Annotated in this window: 15 protein-coding genes, 1 pseudogene and 1 riboswitch; of the genes and pseudogenes, 11 read left to right on the top strand and 5 right to left on the bottom strand. The window is 63.9% G+C overall.

What is annotated here, in order from left to right; all coding sequences use genetic code 11:
- The first annotated feature begins 4 nt into the window (after window positions 1-4).
- From CSC73_RS14270 to CSC73_RS14255, 4 genes are all read left to right on the top strand, one after another.
- Window positions 5-736, top strand: a complete 732-nt coding sequence (locus CSC73_RS14270; RefSeq protein WP_163841397.1) for a hypothetical protein — start codon at window positions 5-7, stop codon at window positions 734-736.
- 109 nt (window positions 737-845) lie between these two features.
- Window positions 846-1,397: a YdeI/OmpD-associated family protein gene (locus tag CSC73_RS14265; RefSeq protein ID WP_163841393.1), complete on the top strand. Its 552-nt coding sequence runs from the start codon at window positions 846-848 to the stop codon at window positions 1,395-1,397.
- A 262-nt stretch (window positions 1,398-1,659) separates the two neighbouring features.
- Window positions 1,660-2,070, top strand: coding sequence for a VOC family protein (locus tag CSC73_RS14260; RefSeq protein WP_163841389.1), 411 nt, complete (start codon window positions 1,660-1,662; stop codon window positions 2,068-2,070).
- Window positions 2,071-2,205: 135 nt separating this feature from the next.
- Window positions 2,206-2,823 carry a DUF2242 domain-containing protein gene (locus CSC73_RS14255; protein ID WP_163841384.1) on the top strand — a complete coding sequence of 206 codons (618 nt, stop codon included), beginning with the start codon at window positions 2,206-2,208 and terminating at the stop codon, window positions 2,821-2,823.
- Window positions 2,824-3,086: 263 nt separating this feature from the next.
- Here CSC73_RS14255 and CSC73_RS14250 read toward each other — a convergent pair whose 3' ends face one another.
- Window positions 3,087-3,821, bottom strand: coding sequence for a class I SAM-dependent methyltransferase (locus CSC73_RS14250; RefSeq protein WP_163841381.1), 735 nt, complete (start codon window positions 3,819-3,821; stop codon window positions 3,087-3,089).
- Between the two features lie 151 nt (window positions 3,822-3,972).
- Here CSC73_RS14250 and CSC73_RS14245 point away from each other — a divergent pair, with 151 nt between their 5' ends.
- The 4 genes from CSC73_RS14245 (at window position 3,973) to CSC73_RS18500 (ending at window position 7,550) form a co-directional block, all read left to right on the top strand.
- Window positions 3,973-4,245: a hypothetical protein gene (locus tag CSC73_RS14245; protein ID WP_163841379.1), complete on the top strand. Its 273-nt coding sequence runs from the start codon at window positions 3,973-3,975 to the stop codon at window positions 4,243-4,245.
- Window positions 4,246-4,528: 283 nt separating this feature from the next.
- Window positions 4,529-5,557, top strand: a complete 1,029-nt coding sequence (locus CSC73_RS14240; RefSeq protein WP_246197534.1) for a GGDEF domain-containing protein — start codon at window positions 4,529-4,531, stop codon at window positions 5,555-5,557.
- 58 nt (window positions 5,558-5,615) lie between these two features.
- Window positions 5,616-7,082 (top strand): glycoside hydrolase family 30 protein, encoded by a 1,467-nt coding sequence (locus CSC73_RS14235; RefSeq protein ID WP_246197533.1) that lies wholly within the window; start codon window positions 5,616-5,618, stop codon window positions 7,080-7,082.
- An 84-nt stretch (window positions 7,083-7,166) separates the two neighbouring features.
- Entirely contained in the window at window positions 7,167-7,550 is a 384-nt protein-coding gene (locus CSC73_RS18500) for a hypothetical protein (RefSeq protein ID WP_246197532.1), read from the top strand.
- Between the two features lie 32 nt (window positions 7,551-7,582).
- Here CSC73_RS18500 and CSC73_RS14225 read toward each other — a convergent pair whose 3' ends face one another.
- Both CSC73_RS14225 and gcvP read right to left on the bottom strand, forming a co-directional pair.
- Window positions 7,583-7,933 carry a nucleotide pyrophosphohydrolase gene (locus CSC73_RS14225; protein WP_163841377.1) on the bottom strand — a complete coding sequence of 117 codons (351 nt, stop codon included), beginning with the start codon at window positions 7,931-7,933 and terminating at the stop codon, window positions 7,583-7,585.
- Between the two features lie 251 nt (window positions 7,934-8,184).
- A complete protein-coding gene (gcvP, locus tag CSC73_RS14220; RefSeq protein ID WP_163841374.1) occupies window positions 8,185-11,190 on the bottom strand; it encodes an aminomethyl-transferring glycine dehydrogenase in 3,006 nt (1,001 codons plus the stop codon).
- 55 nt (window positions 11,191-11,245) lie between these two features.
- Window positions 11,246-11,364, bottom strand: a riboswitch (glycine riboswitch).
- A gap of 504 nt (window positions 11,365-11,868) precedes the next feature.
- On the opposite strand from gcvP, the gene CSC73_RS14215 reads away from it, so the two are divergent.
- Both CSC73_RS14215 and CSC73_RS14210 read left to right on the top strand, forming a co-directional pair.
- Entirely contained in the window at window positions 11,869-13,122 is a 1,254-nt protein-coding gene (locus CSC73_RS14215) for a multidrug effflux MFS transporter (protein ID WP_425502327.1), read from the top strand.
- Between the two features lie 56 nt (window positions 13,123-13,178).
- Window positions 13,179-13,565, top strand: coding sequence for a hypothetical protein (locus CSC73_RS14210; protein ID WP_163841371.1), 387 nt, complete (start codon window positions 13,179-13,181; stop codon window positions 13,563-13,565).
- Between the two features lie 75 nt (window positions 13,566-13,640).
- Here CSC73_RS14210 and CSC73_RS14205 read toward each other — a convergent pair whose 3' ends face one another.
- The gene (locus tag CSC73_RS14205) at window positions 13,641-15,224 is read right to left on the bottom strand and encodes a trypsin-like serine peptidase (RefSeq protein WP_163841368.1); all 1,584 of its coding nucleotides are present in this window, start codon (window positions 15,222-15,224) and stop codon (window positions 13,641-13,643) included.
- Window positions 15,225-15,434: 210 nt separating this feature from the next.
- A complete protein-coding gene (locus CSC73_RS14200; RefSeq protein ID WP_163841365.1) occupies window positions 15,435-17,414 on the bottom strand; it encodes a M2 family metallopeptidase in 1,980 nt (659 codons plus the stop codon).
- Between the two features lie 1,176 nt (window positions 17,415-18,590).
- Here CSC73_RS14200 and CSC73_RS18690 point away from each other — a divergent pair.
- Window positions 18,591-19,730: pseudogene (locus tag CSC73_RS18690) on the top strand (ESPR-type extended signal peptide-containing protein); the annotation flags it as partial.
- Between the last annotated feature and the right edge of the window lie 118 nt (window positions 19,731-19,848).

The following is a 19,848-nucleotide window of genomic DNA, read 5'->3' as shown; positions in this document are numbered from 1 at the left end:
AGCGATGAGCGAAGCAATTCTGTACGCGATGGATGCCCCGCAAGTGAAGGACGCGAATGCCGCCGCGGATTTCGTCGAAAAATGGCAAGACAGCAAAGACGCGCCGACCGCGCGTATCGCGACCTTATTCGTGCGCCTATTGCAGATCTGGCCGGAGGATGGATCGAAGGGCGTCGTCTGGCACGAAGACTTCCAGCACAACCGACCCGCGGGATCGATGCTCGAGATGACATTCGAACTCAGCGAATTCGACGCCGAGCGACTGCAACAACTGCGCGCGATCGCCAAGCATCACGGCGTGCATGTCTTCGATCCGGAAGGCCATGTACTGTATCTCGCCGACGGCAGCGAAGCCGGCGTTCCGGCGATGGCCGCCCCTGAGCCCGGCGCCCCCATCCAGTGCAAATCCGGCGTGCGCTTCGACGGCGTCTACGAATCCAAGATGGAGAAAGGCTGGAGCTACCTGTGCTTCACCGCCGATGGCAAGATCCTCTGGCAAAGCATCGGCGGACGCTTCCCGGCGCGTGCAGTGATGGACACCTTCATCGCCGGCGATGCCTTCGTCGTCAAAGGCAAATACAAACCCGGCGCAAATGCGTTCAGCGCGCGACTCAAAGCCGCGTTCGGCGCGTTCAAGATGGACGGCACCTTGAAGAACGATGGCCTGCACGTCCATTCCGAACGCACCAACGGCAGATACCCGTACGACGCGGTGTACACGTTCTTGCCGCTGTAGAGTCCATAGGGCGGGCTCAAGCCCGCCGCATGCGGCAATAGCGAATCCATACGGCGGGCTCGGGTCCGCTCTATGGATGGTTAACAGCCACCAGTGCTAACGTTCCCACATGGTCAAATCCACCGCCCCGATCAAGTTCAAAGCAAAGCTCTCCCGGCCCGCCACCCCGAAGGGCGCGGCGTGGACCTTCCTGGTGCTGCCCGCGGCCGCAAGCAAGAAACTGCCGACGCGCAGCATGGTCACCGTCGACGGCACGCTGGCAGGCCAGCCCTTCCAGGCCACCCTGGAGCCCGACGGGCAGGGCAGCCACTGGTTCAAGATAGAGAAAGCCTTGCGCGAAGCGGCCGGGGTTGCGGCGGGCGACACCATTGCGCTCGAGATGGCGCCGGTGGAAAAAGAACCCGAGCCGAAAGTGCCCGCCGACCTGAAACAGGCGTTGGCGGCCAATCCCGCTGCCAAGGCGATGTGGGGCGAGATCACCGCGGTGGCGCGGCGCGACTGGATCCACTGGATCACCTCCGGCAAGAAGGCCGAGACGCGCGTGAAGCGCATCGGCGTGGCCTGCGACAAGCTGGCTTGCGGTAATCGGCGGGCTTGCTGCTTTGATCGGTCGGGGATGTATAGCAAGGGGAATATGGGGGCGCCGGAGGCAGCCGAATAGTCGGGCGGGTTGTTGATTGCGTTTGATGGATTGAGTAACTGGGCTTTTCTCAGGGGGTTGCGCCAAGAGCGCCCCCATCCGCCCCCGTATCAAGTACGGGGCAGGCTCTTCGGGCACCCCGGATCAAGTCCGGGGCAGGCCCTTCCCCCGTGAACGGGGGAAGGGCTTCTTCCGTCGGGGTTACGGTCAGAAGAAAGTTTGTCGATTTCCACCGCGGTCGTTCGTTGCAGATACAAACCAACCCACAAAAGGACTGCACCCAATGCCCCGCATGATCTTCGTCAACCTTCCCGTCGCCGACCTTGCCGCCTCCATGAAGTTCTACGAGGCCCTTGGGTTCAAGAACAACCCCCACTTCACCGACGCCACTGCCGCCTGCATGGTCTGGAGCGACACCATCCACACCATGCTGCTGACCCACGAAAAGTGGAAGACCTTCACCACCCGCCCCATACCGCCCAACACCTCCAGCGAAGTTTCCAACGCGCTTTCCTTCGACGACCGCGAGGCCGTGGATGCGTTCAACGCCGCAGCGGCGGCCAACGGCGGAACCGGCGACATCAACCCGATACAGGACCTAGGTTTCATGTACGGCCGCGATGTCGCCGACCCCGACGGCCACGTCTGGGGAGCCTTCTGGATGGACCCGGCCGCCATTCCCACCGGCGAGTGACAAGCTGGGCGATCCATGGGGCGAACCATGTGAATAGGGCGTCATTTCAACGGTTTTGAGGTGACGCCGTGTTCAGCTGTCTTGCACACGCGGTGGCTACACTCGGGCGGACTTGGAAAATCGGATATTTCTCCCATGTCCTCCCCCAACATGTCCTCCACCAATCTGCTCACACGATCCCTCGCGCTCGCTCTGGTCCTGGCCGCATCGCTGACCGCATGCGGCTCGAACCGGACCAAGGAAGAACCGGCGCCCTTGGGCGAGACCTTCGGTGCCGACGACACCTATTCGCGTAGCTATGCGGTGGCGCCGCCCATTGCCTGCGAAGCCACGCGGCGCGCGCTGCTGGGGCAGGGCTACGTGATCGGCAAGATGGCCCCGGGGACGGTGGAGGCGATCAAGAACTTCCAGCCCCAGGCCGATGTGCACACCCAGCTCAAGGTGCTCACCACCTGCGTGCCGAAGTCCGAAGGCGGTTCCATCGTCTTCATCAACGCCGTGCAGGATCTTTACGCCCTCAAGTCGCAATCCAATTCGGCCAGCGTCGGCGTGAGCATGATCGGCTCGGTGTCGCTGCCGATCGGCACCAGCAATGCCAACCTGGTGCGGGTGGGCAGCAATACCGTGCAGAACCAGGATTTCTACCGCCGCCTGTTCGACCGCGTGACGTTCTACCTGCCCGGCACTCCGGCCGACGCACCACCCCCGCCGGAGCCGGAAGGCCCGCCCGATCCGGTCGCGCCAAAACAATAAGCCCCTCTCCCGTCGAGCGAGCCCCTCTCCCATTGGCGCCCGAAGGGTGTCCACAGGTGAGAGGGGTTGGGGTGAGGGTACGGCGAAGTCATGATGGTTCCGACGATGCTGACTTCGCCGTACCCTCATCCGGCGCTGCACGCCACCCCGTATAAGGCCTCCCGATAGTGAGCGGCGCAAGCCCATAAGGCCCGCGTGATCCCGCATTGTCTGCGGCAGGTCGTTAGGGGTGCGTATCCGCCCAACGCCAACACGGACTCCAGTCACTCCTTGCGACAAACCAGCAGCACCTCATCGACCTGTTCGGTACCCACCAGACCCGGAACCAGCGCCAGCGGTTTCTGGAAGCGCACGAACAGCGGCAACGTCCGGTTGTACCACCGCATCGCCTGCTCTCGCCGATGGGTGAGGAACCACATGCCCACATCCAGCAGCTTCGAAGACTTGGGCTGCATGCCGTAGACCGCACTTTGCTCCAGCGCCAGACCGTGCGCGTGAAGCTTCGCCAGCAGTTGTTCCGGCTCGTAGCGGCGGTAATGGCCGACGAAGTCGTCGAAGGCGGTCCAACTGGCCGGGTGCAGCGGCGCCGACAGCAACACCGCCGCGCCGGGTTTGGCTACGCGGGAAAGCTCGGCCAGTGCGCCGTCGTCGTCGACCACATGTTCGATGATGTCCAGCGCGCAGACCGCATCGAAGGCGGCATCGGCGAACGGCAGCGCGGTCGCCTGGCCTTGCAGGACGCTGGCGCCGCCGGCTTGCAGGCGCCGCAGCGCCGGCGGGCTGATGTCCACGAAGCAGGTGCCGTGAAGCGGAAACCGCGGCCGCAGGCCAGGGGCCACTTCCAGCCGCTGCGTGGCGCCGGCAGTCAACCGGGCGACCAGTGGCCAGGTATTGAACCTCTGCGGCTCGCTCAGGCGCGCGCCGCGCCATAGCCCATCGTAGAAGCGGCGGTTGCGCTCGAGCAGGTCGTGCCCGGTGGGCAGCGGCAGGGTTGGCATGCGCGCAGGATAGGCATGCCGGGGGTTTCGCCGGGATGAAAGAGCAGGGACATTTTCCCCTTGCCGCTGCCGTCCGCGCCTCCATGACGCCGGCGTTCGGCCTTCATGGGTACCATCGGGCGGCAATCGCCTTTCCCGCAGGAGGTGCGTCATGTCCGAGGAAAATCCCAAGACCCCGCTCGATCATGTTGCCGATACGCTGTCGCAGCTCAAGGAGATGCGGCACTACTCCAAGAACAACGTCGAACTGCTGACCGCCCAGTGGCTGATGTTCGACGGCGAGCTGTCCAAACTGAAACAGGCCGGCAAGATCGAGAACCTGATGATGCGGCAGAGCGAATTCCACGACGCGTTGGAAACGGTCATCGCCGATCTGGAGGAGGTGAGGGCAGGACTGCAGCCGGCGCCGGATGCGGAAGCGTAGCGGGCCGGCCTGCGGCGGCCGTCGGTACCGCCGATATCTACGCTCGTGGGAGCGGCGTCCCGCCGCGAGCTTTTCGTCGATTCAAAAGCTCGCGGCGGGACGCCGCTCCCACCTTCGCAGCACCGGCCGGCATGCGGTACCGCTCCCGTCCGCACGCGCCTTCCCTGAATCGTCCGTCTGTGGCCGCGTTCACCCCTCGGGAACCCGATCCCCTCTAGCATTGCGGTTCTCTCACCAACCCGCCCTGGCGTCTCGCCTGTGGTGATGCAGAGGATTGCCCGCCTTGCTAAACCGGCTTCAGCGCAATTCCCAGCTAGGCATCATCGTCCTGCTGGGCTCGGCCACTGTCCTCACGCTGGCGATTTTCGCTGCCTACCGCGCATTGCACGGCCAATGGGCGGCGGCGTCCATCGATTTGGTCATCGCCGTACTGATCGGCGCCCCGGTGATCTATGCCATGCGCACCGGCAGGACCATCGGCCCGGGTATGTTGCTGTGCACCACCAACAGCCTGGGCTGCGCCGTCGCCTGCTACGTCATCGGACCCGCATCGCTGCCCTGGGTTTATCTGGTGCTGATGACCAACTTCTTCATCGCCGGTCCGCGCCAGGCGCTGGTCTTCAATCTGCTGCTGACTCTCGTGCTGCTGTTCCTGCCGCACATGTTCGGCCTGCCGGTGGACCGCATGTCCGCCGCGGTCGTCGCCGCGCTGGTCACCCTGTTCGCCTATCTGTTCGCGCTGCGCGTCAGCAGCGACCATCAAGTGCTCGAAGAGCTGGCTTCGCTGGACGTACTGACCGGTCTGCCGAACCGGCGCATGATGGAGCGGGCCCTGGAGGAGGCGATGCTGCTGCAGCGCGCCGGCAAGCGCCGCCATGGCCTGCTGATCGCGGACATCGACCGCTTCAAGGAAGTCAACGACACCCATGGCCATGCGGCGGGCGATGCCGCCATCGCCGACCTGGGCGCCATTCTCAAGTTCGAGATGCGCAAGCACGACCGGGTGTTCCGCTTCGGCGGCGAAGAGTTCGTGATGCTGCTGGACGTCGATACTCCGGAAGACCTGCGGGCCGCCAGCGAACGCCTGCGCCAGGCGGTGCGCAGCGGGCTGCGTGGGCCGGCGGGTAGAATCACGGTGTCGCTGGGCGGTGCGATGGCGGGCGAAGAGGAGCGCTGGCAGGAATGGTTTTCGCTGGCCGACGAAGCCCTGTACCGGGCCAAGAACAGCGGGCGCGACAGTTCGGTGATCGCCGGCCTGGCAACGTCCGCCGACGGACAATCCACCCGACCAGGGCCGGAGCACGTACCCTGACATCCACGCTGGCGCCCGCCGGCCCTGCGCATATGACCATCCGACCACGAGGCAATCGATGAAGAATTTCCTTTACCCGCCGGCAGCGGCCACGCTGGTCGCGCTCATGGCCCACTCCTCCGGTTACGCCGCGGAAACCCCCGTGAAAAAATTCTCCAGCAACAGCGATACCGTCGTCGTCTACACCAGCGCGCAGGGCCCGGACCAGCGGCTGAGCAAGAGCGGGACGGCCACCTTGCGTCCCGGGCACAAGCTGGTCGAGGTGGAGAACTCGATCTTCGTGGATCCGGACAAGCGCTACCAATCGGTGCTGGGCATCGGCGGCGCCATCACCGACTCCAGCGCAGAAGTGTTCGCCAAACTGGACCCAGCGCGGCAGGCCGAATTCCTCAAGGCCTACTACGACAAGGAGAACGGCATCGGCTACACGCTGGCGCGCACCACTATCCACAGCTCCGACTTCAGCAGCGGCAGCTACACCTACATCAAGGAAGGCGACAAGACGCTTTCCACTTTCTCCATCGACCACGACCGCACCGCGCGCATCCCGCTGATCAAGAAGGCCATAGCGGCGGCAGGCGGCAAGCTGACCTTGTTCGCAAGTCCATGGAGCGCGCCGGCCTTCATGAAGACCACCAACAACATGCTGAAGGGCGGCAAGCTGCTGCCGGAATACAACGAGGCCTGGGCCAAGTACTTCACCAAGTTCATCGCCGCCTACGAGAAGGAGGGCATTCCGATCTGGGGCATCACCGTGCAGAACGAGCCCATGGCCACCCAGACCTGGGAGTCGATGCTGTACACGGCGGAGGAGGAACGCGATTTCCTCAAGAACCACCTCGGTCCGACCATGCACAAGGCCGGCTACGAGGACAAGAAGATCATCGTCTGGGACCACAACCGCGACATGATGGCCTACCGCGCGCGGGTGATCTTCGACGATCCGGAAGCGGCGAAATACGCCTGGGGCATGGGCTTCCACTGGTACGAAACCTGGGCCGGCTTCGAGCCGATGTACCGCAACGTGGCGGCCGTGGCCGAGGCCTACCCGGACAAGCCGCTGCTGCTGACCGAGGCGACGGTGGAGAAGTTCGACCCCGCGCGCTACCAGTACTGGCCCAATGCCGAACGCTACGGCAGCGCCATGATCAACGACTTCAACAACGGCGCGGTGGGCTGGACCGACTGGAACATCCTGCTCGACGAAACCGGCGGGCCCAACCACGTCGGCAACCTGTGCTTCGCGCCGATCCACGCAGATACCAATACCGGCGAATTGATCTACACGCCCAGTTACTACTACATCGGCCATTTCTCCAGGTTCGTGCGCCCCAATGCGCGGCGCGTCAGCGCAGTCAGCAGCCGCAGCACTCTGCTTGCGACCTCCTTCCTCAACGAGGACAACAAGCTGGCGACGGTGGTGATGAACCCGACCGAGAAGGAAATAACCTACAACTTCTACGTAGGTTCGGACTCGGCGCAGGTGAGCATCCCCGCGCACGCGATCCAGACCCTGGTGCACTGAGCGGGGCTCGGCGAAGGCGCCGCAACCAACCGTCGGACAAAGCGGCCGGAGACCGGATCCAGGTTCCCGGCCGGAATCCCATCGATGCCCATCGCCTGCGCCGCGCCGGCATGTGATGACGTGCGCACTTTGCCGCGATCCGCATCGGCACTCCTTATTTTTCACGCTATCCGGGAAAAAGCTTGGGCACAATCCGGTAGTCGTACTAGGGAGCAGGCCATGTCCGAACGCGAGCGACGCAGTTCGATCATTCAGGAAGATACCTCCGAGTTGAAGGCAGGGCTGACGCCGCAACAACTCGCAACGCTGCACACGATGGAGCAATTCCATTGGAAGCTGCGCTTCGTGCGCAGGCCGATGTTCATGGCGCCCATCCCGGTCGTGTTCCACCGCGACGGCGTGCGTTTCGCCGTGCTTGAGGAAGACGGGACCATCAACGAAAATCCGGGCTTCAAGATCCGGCCGTAGACGGATGCGGCCCCCTTCGCATCGAAGGTTCCCTAGATGTCGTTGTACTTCCTGATGCTGCCCCGGGAGCGATCCACCGGATATTTCTCCGCGTTGAGCCCGATCTTGCGCCAAGCGGCGTCGATCACGTCGATCTGAAGCTTGTCCGACAGCTGCAACAGATAGAGCAGCACGTCTGCGATCTCCTCGCCGACCTGCACGCGCTTGTCGTCCGGCAACGTCCTGCTTTGTTCTTCCGTGAGCCATTGGAAATGCTCCAGCAACTCGGCCGCTTCCACGGCAAGGGCCGAAGCGAGGTTTTTAGGGGTATGGAATTGCCCCCATTCCCGTTCCTGGGCGAAGGCGCGTTGGGCGGCTTGCAGGTCGTCTAGGTTGCGGCTCATGGCTCGACTCTGTCTTGCTGGTGGAGCACATCGTAAATCAGACCTTGTTTCAAGCAAGCGGATCGTCGGATTGCTGGGCATGTTCGCAGGGGATGGCTGCATGCGGCCGGGAAAAGGCAAGATCAAGATCAAAATCAAAGCACCCCTCCTCAATCCTCCCCTGCGCCGTGCGCAAGGGAGGAGGCAGAGCGACAGCCAAAAAAAGACCCCGCAGTGCGGGGTCTCTTTTTCGTGCGAAAAGAAGAATGGTTCTACATCACGTCCGGTTCGCTGAAGGCCTCGATCTCGCCGGCGAAGGCGTTGATCGGGATGCAGCTGCAGAACACGTTCTTGTCGCCGTGCACGTTGTCCACGCGGGCGACCGGCGACCAGTACTTCTGCAGCTTCAGCGTGGCCAGCGGGAACGCCGCCAGTTCGCGCGGGTAGGCGTGCGTCCATTCGCTGGCCATCACCATCGTCGCGGTATGCGGCGCGTGCTTGAGCGGATTGTCCTCGCGGTCCAGGCGGCCGTCTTCCACCGCGCGGATCTCGTCGCGGATGGCGATCATGGCGTCGATGAAACGGTCCAGTTCGTGCTGCGATTCGCTTTCGGTCGGCTCCACCATCAGCGTGCCGGCGACCGGGAAGCTCAGGGTGGGCGCGTGGAAGCCGAAATCGATCAGGCGCTTGGCCACGTCCTCGGCGCCGATGCCGGTGGCGTCCTTCAACGGCCGCAGGTCGAGAATGCATTCGTGCGCCACCAGGCCGTTGCGGCCGGTGTACAGCGTCTCGTAGTGGGGCGCGAGCCTCTTGGCGATGTAGTTGGCGTTGAGCAGCGCGACCTGGGTGGCCTTGCGCAGGCCGGCGGTGCCCATCAGGGTGATGTACATCCAGGAGATGGGCAGGATGGACGCCGAGCCGTAGCTGGCGGCGCTGACCATGCCTACTTCCGTGCGAAGAGCGCCCCCATCTGCCCTTCGGGCATCCTCAGCCGCTTGAGGCGGCTTCGATCCCGCAAGCGGGGGAAGAGTTAGTTCCCGCGGCAGAAACGGCGCCAGATGCGATTTCACCGCGCACGGGCCCACGCCCGGGCCGCCGCCGCCATGCGGGATGCAGAAGGTCTTGTGCAGGTTGAGGTGAGAGACGTCCGAACCCCACTTGCCGGGTTTGGCGACGCCGACCAGCGCGTTCATGTTGGCGCCGTCGGTGTACACCTGGCCGCCGTGCGCATGCACGATCTCGCAGATAGCGACGATGTCCTCCTCGAACACGCCGTGCGTGGACGGGTAGGTGATCATCAGCGCGGCCAGGCGATCCGAATATTTCTCCGCCTGTTTGCGGATGTCCTCCACGTCGACGTTGCCGTTGGAGTCGCATTTGGTCACCACCACCTGCATGCCGCACATCTGCGCGGAGGCGGGGTTGGTGCCGTGCGCGGATTCGGGGATCAGGCAGATGTCGCGATGGCCTTCGTTGCGCGAGCGGTGGTAGGCGCGGATCGCCAGCAGGCCGGCGTATTCGCCCTGCGCGCCGGAGTTGGGCTGCAGGCTGACGGCGTCGTAGCCGGTGCACTCCACCAGCATGGCTTCCAGCTCGTCGATCAGCTGCTTGTAGCCGGTGGCCTGGTCGGCCGGAGCGAGCGGGTGCAGGTTGCCGAACTCGGGCCAGGTGACCGGAATCATTTCCGCCGTGGCGTTGAGTTTCATGGTGCAGGAGCCCAGCGGGATCATGGTGCGGTCCATGGCCAGGTCCTTGTCCGCCAGCGAACGCATGTAGCGCAGCATTTCGTGTTCGCTGTGATGGGTGTTGAACACGGGATGGGTCAGGAACGGGCTGGTGCGGCGCAGGGTCTCGGGAATCAGCGACGGTGCGCTGGCGTCCAGCGCATCGATCGACGGCAGGGCGGCGCCGTCGCCGGCGAACACGCGCCACAGCGCTTCCACGTCGGCACGCGTGGTGGTTTCGTCCAGCGAGACGCATAGCGATCCGTTGCCGCGTACGCGCAGGTTGATGCGCGCATCGCGCGCGCGGGTCAGGATCGCGTCGCGCGCATCGCCCGGCTCCACGCACAGGGTGTCGAAGGCGGTGGCATGCAGCGCCGGGTAGCCCAGGCCACGCAGGCCTTCGGCGAGGATCGCGGTGAGTCGGGCGACGCGGCTGGCGATGCGGGTCAGGCCTTCCGGGCCGTGGTAGACGGCGTACATCGAGGCCATCACCGCCAGCAGCACCTGCGCGGTGCAGATGTTGGAGGTGGCCTTCTCGCGGCGGATGTGCTGTTCGCGTGTCTGCAGGGTGAGGCGGTAGGCGGGCTTGCCTTCGGCATCCACCGACACGCCGATCAGGCGGCCGGGCATGCTGCGCTTGTAGGCGTCGCGGCAGGCCATGAAGGCCGCGTGCGGACCGCCGAAGCCGAACGGCACGCCGAAGCGCTGCGAGTTGCCGACCACGATGTCGGCGCCCATCTCGCCCGGCGGCTTGAGCAGGGTCAGCGCCAGCAGGTCGGTGGCAACCACGAATAGCGCGTTGTGCGCGTGGATGATCTCCGCGTCGCGGGCCCAGTCGTCGACCCAGCCGCTCGATGCAGGGTATTGCACCAGTACGCCGAAGTAGTCGCCCGCAGCCAGCTTTTCGTGGAAGGCGTCGGTGGAACGCACCACGTCCACGGTGATGCCCAGCGGTTCGGCGCGGGTATGCAGTACTTCCAACGTCTGCGGATGGGTATCGCCGGCGACCAGCAACACGTTCGATTTCGACTTGGCCGAACGCTTGGCCAGGGTCATCGCCTCGGCGGCGGCGGTGGCTTCGTCCAGCAGCGAGGCGTTGGCGATTTCCATGCCGGTGAGGTCGGCGACCAAAGTCTGGAAGTTGATCAGCGCTTCCATGCGGCCTTGCGAGATTTCGGCCTGGTAGGGCGTGTAGGCGGTGTACCAGGCCGGGTTCTCAAGGATGTTGCGCAGGATCACGTTGGGCGTATGCGTGCCGTAATAGCCTTGGCCGATGAAGCTGCGGAAGACCTGGTTCTTGTCGGCGATGGCGCGGATCTTGGCCAGCGCCTCGACTTCGGTGATCGCTTCGGGCAGCGCCAGCGGTGCGGGCGACTTGATGTTGCCGGGCACGATGGCGTCGGTCATGCCGTCCAGCGAATCGTGGCCGATGACCCGCAGCATGTGCGCGATCTCGGCGTCGTTGGGGCCGATATGGCGTTCGACGAAGGCGGAGTGGTGCTCCAGATCGAGCAGGCTGAGGTCGCGCAGGGAGGGCGAGGGTGTCTTTGGCATGGCGGGGACGTCCGAAAGGGCTCGGTCAAGAGCTGCACGCGCGAAGCCGCACGTGGGGCGCCCCTCTGTCCTTCTGCCTGAGAGTTTGGAAGCGATGGCGGGGAAGCGTTACTCCCCGGTCCCTTCTTGCCCCTTCGGCGCCGGCATTCTGCCGATCTCTCCAGAGTGTGTGCACGCGGCGGTCACTGGCCTGAGCGATTACGGGCGTTGCGCCTTCGGCAGCGGCCATGCCCTGGACGGGGCGGGGCCGCTTCTTCCACTGCGTGCTGCGGGGGGAATTATATAGCCTCTCTGGCGGGCGTCGCCGGTTTCCCTTCTCCCCTTGTGGGAGAAGGTGCCCGTAGGGCGGAAGAGGGGTGAGCGAAGTGGTGGATTCTGAGCTCTGGCGGGCCAATAACAGTCGATTCAGTGAACGCTGAACGAAGATCGTGAGTGATGCAATGTGGCTCCGCCTCCCTCTCCCGCTGCGCAGGCGCAGCGACCTCTCCCACGAGGGGAGAGGTGGGGCCGAATGGTGCTGGAAGTGTGCGAGACCGCAGGTTTTCTGTGATTTCTTCAACTCCAGACAGCCCGCGCCGTAACATGAGCAATCGACCCCTGACCTGAAGTCATGACAAAACTCTTTTTTCTGCGGCGGCGGATTTATCCTTGGGCACTGAGGCAGCTACGGCGCGACTCATGATGAATCCGGGGAAATCCACTTCCACCCGCCGCCTCACCTGGCTGCTGGCCGGCCTGTCCATGCTGGGCCCGTTCTGCATCGACACCATCTTTCCGGCGTTCCTGCAGATGGGCGCGCAGCTCGGTGTGGGGCCCCTGGCCATCCAGCAGACCATCAGCGTCTACCTGATCGCCTATGCGGCCATGAGCATCGTGCACGGGCCGTTGTCCGACGCCATCGGCCGGCGTTCGGTGATCATCGGCGGCATGGTCGTGTTCACCCTGGCATCGGCCGGCTGTGCATTGGCCAAGGATCTGCCGACGCTGCTGCTGTTCCGCGCCTTGCAGGGCCTGTCGGCGGGGGCAGGGCAGATCGTGGGGCGCGCGGCCATCCGCGATCTTTTCCACGGCGACGATGCGCAGCGCCTGATGAGCCAGGTATCGATGCTGTTCGGCATCGCGCCGGCCATCGCACCCATCGTCGGCGGCTGGATACTCGGTTGGGGGCAGTGGCCGGTGATTTTCTGGTTCCTGACCGCGTTCTCTGCGGTGCTGCTGCTGGCCACCTGGTTCTGGTTTCCTGAAACCAATCCGCCCACGTCGCGCGCGCCGCTGGTGGCGCGCCATCTGGCGCGCGACTACGCCGCCATCTTCCTCAATCCGCGTTTCCAGCGGCTGGCCGCGGCCGGCGCGTTCAACTTCGCCGGCATGTTCCTGTACATCGCATCGGCACCGGTGTTCGTGATGCAGCATCTGCATCTGGGCGAACGCGATTTCGCCTGGCTGTTCATTCCCACCATCGGCGGCATGGTGGTGGGTTCTTTTCTGTCCGGCCGCGCGGCAGGGCGCATGCACGGGGACCGGTTGACCGCCATCGGATTCGCCGTGGGCGGAATCGGCGCGGTCATGCACATCGCCTACAGCGCCTTCGCCGACCCGTTCACCATTCCGTGGGCGGTGCTGCCGCTGTTCCTGACCGGCGTGGGCGTGGCGCTGGTATTCCCCATCCTGACGCTGTCCATCCTGGACATGTATCCGCGCCACCGCGGTTCTTCTTCCTCTCTGCAGGCCTTCACCAGCCTGGTGGTGGCGGCGCTGGTGTCCGGCGCCATGTCGCCGTGGCTCAGCCACAATCCTTTCCATCTGGCGCTGGGCAGCGCCTCGCTGACGCTGCTCGGCTGGACGTTCTGGCGTTGGGAGCGCAATGTCTGCAAACGGCTGCCGGCGTGCTCGGATGAGATCGTCGCAGTGGAACCCCCCAACCAGCTTTGACGCAACTTCACATCGTCGTCGCCGTACTTTTCCTTCATTTTCCTGCGGACGGACCCATGTCGATCAACTCCAAGGCCAGGCGCGAGGCGAAGAAACGCAACGTCGCCAAAGCGGGCGCCGGCAAGCCCGCGGGGCCGCCGATAGAACCGCACGCCGAGTTGCGCGACCAGCAAGGCCGACTGCTGGCCGGCATAGTGCGCCGCGACGGCGAATGGGTGCTGGGCATGGACGGAAAGATCGCGGGCACTTCGGAAAGCGCCGCGCACATGCTGGCGATGATCAAGCGCGCCGCGCGATTGCACGAGGCGCACGGCACGCCGGTGCGTTTGAAGTATTCCGATGCGCTGAAGGACGCCGCTTATGGCGAAGTCCAGGCGGCAGATCAGACATTCGACGAATTCGAAGCGCTGCTGGCCTCGACGTTGGGCGCTTACAAGCCCTGAAGTGGGGGATCGCGACGCTGCTGGATCGAACAGCTGCGCCCGCCAGCCGTAACGGCGGCCGACGGGTGCGCGCCGTCAACGTTGCCGCTGTATCTCTCGCCGCGTGCGCCTCGCAGGCTCCTCGCCGACCGGCGCCGTGATCGCTGCGCCGGTGGCCGATGCGGCAGTTGCCGGAGCGGTCATGGGTGCTGCGCTGCCGTGGGTCAAGGGGTGAGTGCCGTTCATGCGGATCGGTGAGCCGGTCAGCGGCGACAACCATTGGCTGATATTCGGGAAGACAACATCGAAACGCGAGTAGTAATCGCGATTCGATGCGTTGGCGAGCGAACCGCTGTTCGCGCAAGAGGCGTTGCCGCCATACAGGCCGCCGCGCAGCCGATAACCGCCGGGATCGGTGGTGAACAGGCCCGAGCCGCTGCTTCCGCCTTCGGTGGTACCGCTCAGCCAGCCCACTTCTATCAATTCGGAATCGCTGGAAATCTGCTGTCCCAAAGACACCTTCTTGGCATCGCCGCTGGGATGGTGGATGCCGATGATGGAGCTGGAAGGCGCCAGGACGGCGGAGTCCCAGCCGGCGAACTCGGAGCCGGCGGGCGGGGCGTTCTTGAGCCGCAGCAGCATTGCGTCGGTATTGGCGTTGGAATAGAGGTAGTCCGAACCGCCGGCCAGCAGCACTTTGGCGGCCTGGATGCCGCTGCCGCATGAAGTCGCTTCGTATTTCCAGTACGTATTGAGGGTATTGGCGACAGTCTGGAAATTCTGCGCCGGGACTCCATCCGAACCGCCCGCGAAGCAGTGGTTGGCCGAATAGAAATACGGGATCTGGGTAGCGGCCACCGTATCGGCCAGCAGCGTGCCGGTGCAGATGTAGCTTACGCCGGTGCTATAGGTGAACAGCATGTGCGCGACGGCGTTCTTGGCGCTGACGAAGTTGGGGCCCAGCTCGGCGACGCGGCAGGCCGTATCCACGTTGCAGCTGCCCGACTCGCCGATCTTCTCGATGATCTTGAAATCGTTGCGGCTGTTGGTGAGCAGATGGGAAAGTTCCGGCGCCTGCATTTTCACCGAGTTGCGCGAGACGCGCGCGGGCAGGTAGAGCTCGATGATCTGCCGTTCGCCGTCGGTACCGGGCGTCCAGAAGATTCCACGCGCATCGGTGAGCTTCTGGATTTCAGCGCCGGTCATCATCGACACGATGCGCGAAGGTTCATCCGAACCTGCGAAACGCAGCTCCGCACGCGGGTCCAGCGCATTCATATGCAGGCCTACGCGTATGCCAAGCGCAACCGGCGAACCGATTTCGATGCGGGCCACCGAACTTCCGTCGCGCATAGAAACCCACTTCAGCGTGGGCAGCTTCGTGGCCATGCTTTCGCTGGAAGCCATGCGGCCAATGCCGACCTGGGCGGGCTTCATGTGTCGGGATTGGTTGTACTGCTGGACTTTCAGTATCCGTGAGACCGCCACTTCCCGGTATTGCAGGCGAGTAGTCGATTGCGAGGGGAAAGCCTCGTTGCGCCACTTCGGTGCCAGCAGCAGGGGAGCGGTCTTGCTGGGCTCGCTGGGCACGCTTTGCGCAGCGAACGCGGCCGACGATGGAATGGCCATCGCCGGAATCAGCGCACCGGCGAGCATGGAAAGCATGAGATTCGATTTCATCGGCAGGTTCCTTCCAGCGGGAATATCGCGAGTCACAAAGGACGCGGTACGTAAATTTACCAGTTGCGGTCCATATGCAGTAGGTCGGGGCTACGCCCCCGACGCAAATAGACCGGATGTAGCGGGCTGCGGTCCGTAGGTCGGGGCTACGCCCCCGACAAGCATGGATTGGAAGTGGCCGACGGCGTCGGGGGCGTAGCCCCGACCTGCTCAACCCTTGCCCGGCGTTGGCTTGGGCGCCGCGGCGGCCGGTGCCGGCCAGCCGCAGGTCTTGCCTTCGTTCTGCTGCTTCAGCCAGGTCTGCAGCGGTCCGAAATACTCCAGCACCGCGGCGGCATCGGCCTTGTCGCTGCCGGTGAGCTCCTTCAGCGTGGCCTGCCAGGGCTGGCTGGAGCCTTTCTCCAGCATCGCCCAGAACTTCTGGCCCGCCACCTTGTTGCCGTAGAAGGTGCACTCGTACAGCGGGCCCTTGTAACCGGAGGCGTCGCACAGGCCCTTGTAGAACTGGAACTGCAGGATGTGCGAGAGGAAATAGCGGGTGTACGGGGTGTTGCCCGGCACGTGGTACTTGGCGCCGGGGTCGAAGAAATCCTCGCCGCGCGGCGTCACCGGCGCCACGCCCTGGTACTTGGCCTTCAGATCCCACCAGGCCTGGTTGTAGTGGTCGGGTTTGATGGAGCCGTCGAACACGCCCCAGCGCCAGCGGTCGATCATCAGGCCGAACGGCAGGAACGACACCTTGGCCAGGGCCATGCGCATCTGCGAATTGATCAGCGCCTCGTTGCCTTGCTGCGGGGTGCCGACCATGCCGATGGAATTGAGGTACTTGGGCGTCATCGCCAGCACCATGGTGTCGCCGATCGCTTCGTGGAAGCCGTCGTTGGCGCCGCTCTGGAACAGCGGCGGGCGCTTGTTGTAGGCCAGGTAGTAATACACGTGGCCCAGCTCGTGGTAGATGGTGGTGAAATCTTCCTCGTTGGGCTTGATGCACATCTTGGTGCGCACGTCGCCGGACAGGTTCATGTCCCAGGCGCTGGCGTGGCAGACCACGTCGCGGTCCAGCGGCTTGATGAACTGGGTCTTGGCCCAGTAGCTCTCCGGCAGCTTGGGCATGCCCAGCGAGGTGTAGAAATCCTGCGCGCGCTCGGTCATCTGCTTGGCCACGTCCAGCTGCGCGGCGCGTTCGGCGGCGAACTGCTTGTCGGTGGAAGGGGCGGCGCCGGCCTTGGCCAGTTCGCGCGCGTAGTCGGCCTGGTATTCCTTTTCCAGCGCGCCGGTGATGTCCAGGCTGCCGGCGTCCTTGTAGGGCTCAAGCATGTCCCACAGATTGCCCCAGTCCTGTTGCCACATGTTGCCCATCAGATGCGCCGGCAGCAGGCCGTTGACCTGGCCCTTGTCGTCGCCGTACTGCGCCTGCAGCTTGGTGCGCGTGTAGCAGTGCAGCTGCTCGTACAGCGGTTTGACCTGTCCCCACAGGCGGTCGGTCTCGGCGGCGATTTCGACCGGCGTCATGTCGTAGCCGCTGCGCCACATTTCGCCGGTATCGGCGAAGCCCATTTCCTTGGCGCCTTCGTTGACCAGTTCGGTGAAGCGCGTGTAGTCCTTGCGCATCGGCTGGGCGATGGTGTGCCAGCCCTGCCAGGCGTCCAGCTGCTTGTCGTAGTCGCGGCTGCTGCGCAGCACGTCTTCCAGTTCGCCCAGCTGCCGGCACTGCTTGGCATCGCCTTCACCGGTGCAATAGGTGCCCGAGCCGTACATGCCCTCCATCCTGGTGGCGATCTGGGTCAGCTCGGCCAGCTTGGCCGGATCCTTGGGCGCGGGCATGGCGGTCATCAGTTTCAGCAGTTGGATGGCGCGCGCGGTTTCCGGGGACATCTTCTGGCCTTCGAACTTCCTGGCCTGTTCGATCCAGCCGTTGAGCTGGGTCAGGTAGCGCTCGTTGGCCTTGGCGGCCAGCATCTGGGTGTCGTCGTTGATGTAGGTGGAAGACAGCCATTGCGCCGAGGAAATCTCGGGGTAGGACTTGCGGTATTCGTCGTTCACCCGGGCGATGAATTCGTCGGCCGTTTCGCCCTTGGCTGCGGCCGGAGCCGCCGGCGCGGCCGGTTCGGCAGGTTGCTTCTTGCAGGCGGAGAGCGAAATCGCGCTGGCGCCGATGGCGAGCGCGAGCAGAAGGTGGCGTTGCTTCACGGGAAGTCCTTGGCGGGCTGCGGCAGGCGCGGGAACCCGAAGGCTAGAGGGGTGCGGCATTTCCTGCAAGCTTGCCGCCGCTTTGGCTGGAGCTGACGCAAGCGGGTTGGTCCGGCCGGTTTTGCCATATGTCGAACGATGTCGGGAACGAACGGCGCACGGGTGGCGCACGCATGCAACGTTGGATCCCGGTGGCACGGTCGGTCGCTACGGCCATTGAAACCAGTTTCCGCGACATTCTCCATTCGTTCCCGTATCCATACCCATCAGTCCGTGGCAGATGGCGGAGTGGGCCTGGATCGCAATTAATAAGTCTGTGGGTTGTAGGCCGAAGGCCGTAGGAGCGACGTGAGTCGCGAAACCCTGCGTGCGGTTTCGCGACTCACGTCGCTCCTACGGCGCATTCGTTGCGCGCACTCCTTTTTTACGCCCACGATTCCGCGGACGAAATTGGTTGCCGCAAGAATCCGTTATTTCGTGATTTTTTTTATTCGTCTTTTTTTGTTGTGACGAAATGCGTTTTTCTTACAAATGTGAGATGGAAATTTTTGGTGAGTTTCAGCCAGCTTCGGTGCGTGTAATGCCTCTGTCCTTGTGATTACAGTGCGCGGCGACGGCTCTGCGGTCTATACGCAATTGTTTTTACCGATCAGGAAGAGAACGGATTTATTTTTGTGAATCTTCCTGCCACGCAAAATTGTGATCTGAGTAGCTATATCTCGTGGCTTCAATCTGTATGAACGCGCGCGGACAGCTCCAAAATCGAATCAGGGTTTTGGCGATCAGCAATACGGAAGCAGGGCGCATCCCGGCTACCGGATGCGAACCGGTGCGAGTGGTGGTTGCAGGCGCAACCTCTGCCTGCGACTGCAAATCCGGATGCGTCCCACCAATATCCGCAGAAAAAAGTCACGGGATCGAAACACGCCTGCCGAGTCCTGCCCGGCAACTGGAAATGCATTCGGCGTGGATGCGTGACCACAACTCCTTCCTGCCCCTGACCGATAGATACGGTGCCGTACCTATGCGCTCTGCTGGCCGGGAAAGGGGAGCGGTTTAGGCACGGCCGACCAACTATGGATAGGGAAGCCGACATGGAGAGTTGTCACGTTCTAAAGACAGGCGGTTGCCGCTTCTCGGCACTGATCGCGGGCTCGACTCTTACGCGACGTGCCCATGCGGCGCCAAGCGCCGGCTGGCGCGTGCGCCGCTTCGGCTATGGCTGGCGCGACCGTCATCGAAAGAGGCGCACAAGCGACGCTGCGCTTTTCTGGCTCACCAATACCGCATTCGTTTGATAACAGGGGAAAACCGATGAACAAGATCTATAGCGTGGTATGGAACCGCTCGCTGAAGCAGCTGGTGGTCGCGTCCGAACTGGCCACGCCGCGCGGCAAGGCGTCCGGCGGGAAGAAGGCTTCGCGCTCGGCGCAGCGGTCGACGCTCCAGGTTGGCCTGGTGCTGCTGGCGATGGGCGGGATGGGATGGGCCTCGTCGGCGCAGGCAGCGGACTGCACTGCGGCGCCGTACAACCAATACACCGGCAGCTCGACCTGCGCGGGTTTGGAGGCACAAGCGACTCTCGGCGGAGCCACTGCTATAGGTTATAGGGCCACCAGTACGGGACTGAATGCCACGACTCTCGGATTCCAAGCCCTTGCCTCAGCCACCAACTCCATTTACGTGGGTGCGCGCACCGGTGGAGTCGGAGCGTCCGGGGAGTCGTCGATTGCTATCGGTACGGATGTCAACTCCAGCGGCGCGGCAGGTGTCGCTGTCGGCGCGCAGTCGAGAGCGGCTGGAATTAGAGGCATTGCCTTGGGTGCGCAGGCCAATGCCGCTGTCGACTATGCGACAGCGCTCGGTGGGGGTGGCGTCAGCCCAGCCACAGCCACACGGGCCACCGGCGTCGGTTCGACGGCTATCGGTGGCAATGCGACCAGTGGCGCTTTTGCATCGGGCGTCGATGCCATCGCCATTGGTGGTCAATCCGTCTCCTCGACACAATACTCGGTGGCCATCGGCCTGAATGCGGCAGCCTCAGGCACTGGCGGTGCAATCGCGATAGGTGGCGGCACCGTCTCAAACAATATCAATACGATCGCGCTGGGAGTCAGCTCCACCGCTACCGGAGCTGGCGCAAGTGCGTTGGGCACCGGTTCCCAAGCTTCGGGAGGAAACTCCACTGCGGTCGGTGTCAGTGCCACGGCCAGCAACAACTACGCGTTTGCCAGCGGCTGGGGGTCCATCTCCAGCGGAGCCAACAGCACGGCATTGGGACGTGAGGCCAACGCGTCCGCAACGGATGCCATCGCGATAGGACATTTGGCAACGGCAAGCGATGCCGCTACCACCGCCGTAGGGAACAGCGCTCGGGCGCTAGGGAATAGTTCGCTCGCGCTCGGAGCACAAGCGGTCGCTGTCGGGGCCAGCA

It is taken from the genome of Pseudoxanthomonas sacheonensis (assembly GCF_010093305.1).
Lineage (GTDB): Bacteria > Pseudomonadota > Gammaproteobacteria > Xanthomonadales > Xanthomonadaceae > Pseudoxanthomonas_A > Pseudoxanthomonas_A sacheonensis.
Note: the sequence above shows the minus strand (reverse complement) of the source record. Positions and strands in the feature narration are given on the sequence as shown.

Excerpts from the sequence above, each read along its gene's own strand:
- CSC73_RS14270 (WP_163841397.1), top strand. The coding sequence starts at position 5 with ATGAGCGAAGCAATTCTGTACGCGATGGATGCCCCGCAAGTGAAGGAC.
- CSC73_RS14265 (WP_163841393.1), top strand. The coding sequence starts at position 846 with ATGGTCAAATCCACCGCCCCGATCAAGTTCAAAGCAAAGCTCTCCCGG.
- CSC73_RS14260 (WP_163841389.1), top strand. The coding sequence starts at position 1,660 with ATGCCCCGCATGATCTTCGTCAACCTTCCCGTCGCCGACCTTGCCGCC.
- CSC73_RS14255 (WP_163841384.1), top strand. The coding sequence starts at position 2,206 with ATGTCCTCCCCCAACATGTCCTCCACCAATCTGCTCACACGATCCCTC.
- CSC73_RS14250 (WP_163841381.1), bottom strand. The coding sequence starts at position 3,821 with ATGCCAACCCTGCCGCTGCCCACCGGGCACGACCTGCTCGAGCGCAAC.
- CSC73_RS14245 (WP_163841379.1), top strand. The coding sequence starts at position 3,973 with ATGTCCGAGGAAAATCCCAAGACCCCGCTCGATCATGTTGCCGATACG.
- CSC73_RS14235 (WP_246197533.1), top strand. The coding sequence starts at position 5,616 with ATGAAGAATTTCCTTTACCCGCCGGCAGCGGCCACGCTGGTCGCGCTC.
- CSC73_RS18500 (WP_246197532.1), top strand. The coding sequence starts at position 7,167 with ATGCCCATCGCCTGCGCCGCGCCGGCATGTGATGACGTGCGCACTTTG.
- CSC73_RS14225 (WP_163841377.1), bottom strand. The coding sequence starts at position 7,933 with ATGAGCCGCAACCTAGACGACCTGCAAGCCGCCCAACGCGCCTTCGCC.
- gcvP (WP_163841374.1), bottom strand. The coding sequence starts at position 11,190 with ATGCCAAAGACACCCTCGCCCTCCCTGCGCGACCTCAGCCTGCTCGAT.
- CSC73_RS14215 (WP_425502327.1), top strand. The coding sequence starts at position 11,869 with ATGATGAATCCGGGGAAATCCACTTCCACCCGCCGCCTCACCTGGCTG.
- CSC73_RS14210 (WP_163841371.1), top strand. The coding sequence starts at position 13,179 with ATGTCGATCAACTCCAAGGCCAGGCGCGAGGCGAAGAAACGCAACGTC.
- CSC73_RS14205 (WP_163841368.1), bottom strand. The coding sequence starts at position 15,224 with ATGAAATCGAATCTCATGCTTTCCATGCTCGCCGGTGCGCTGATTCCG.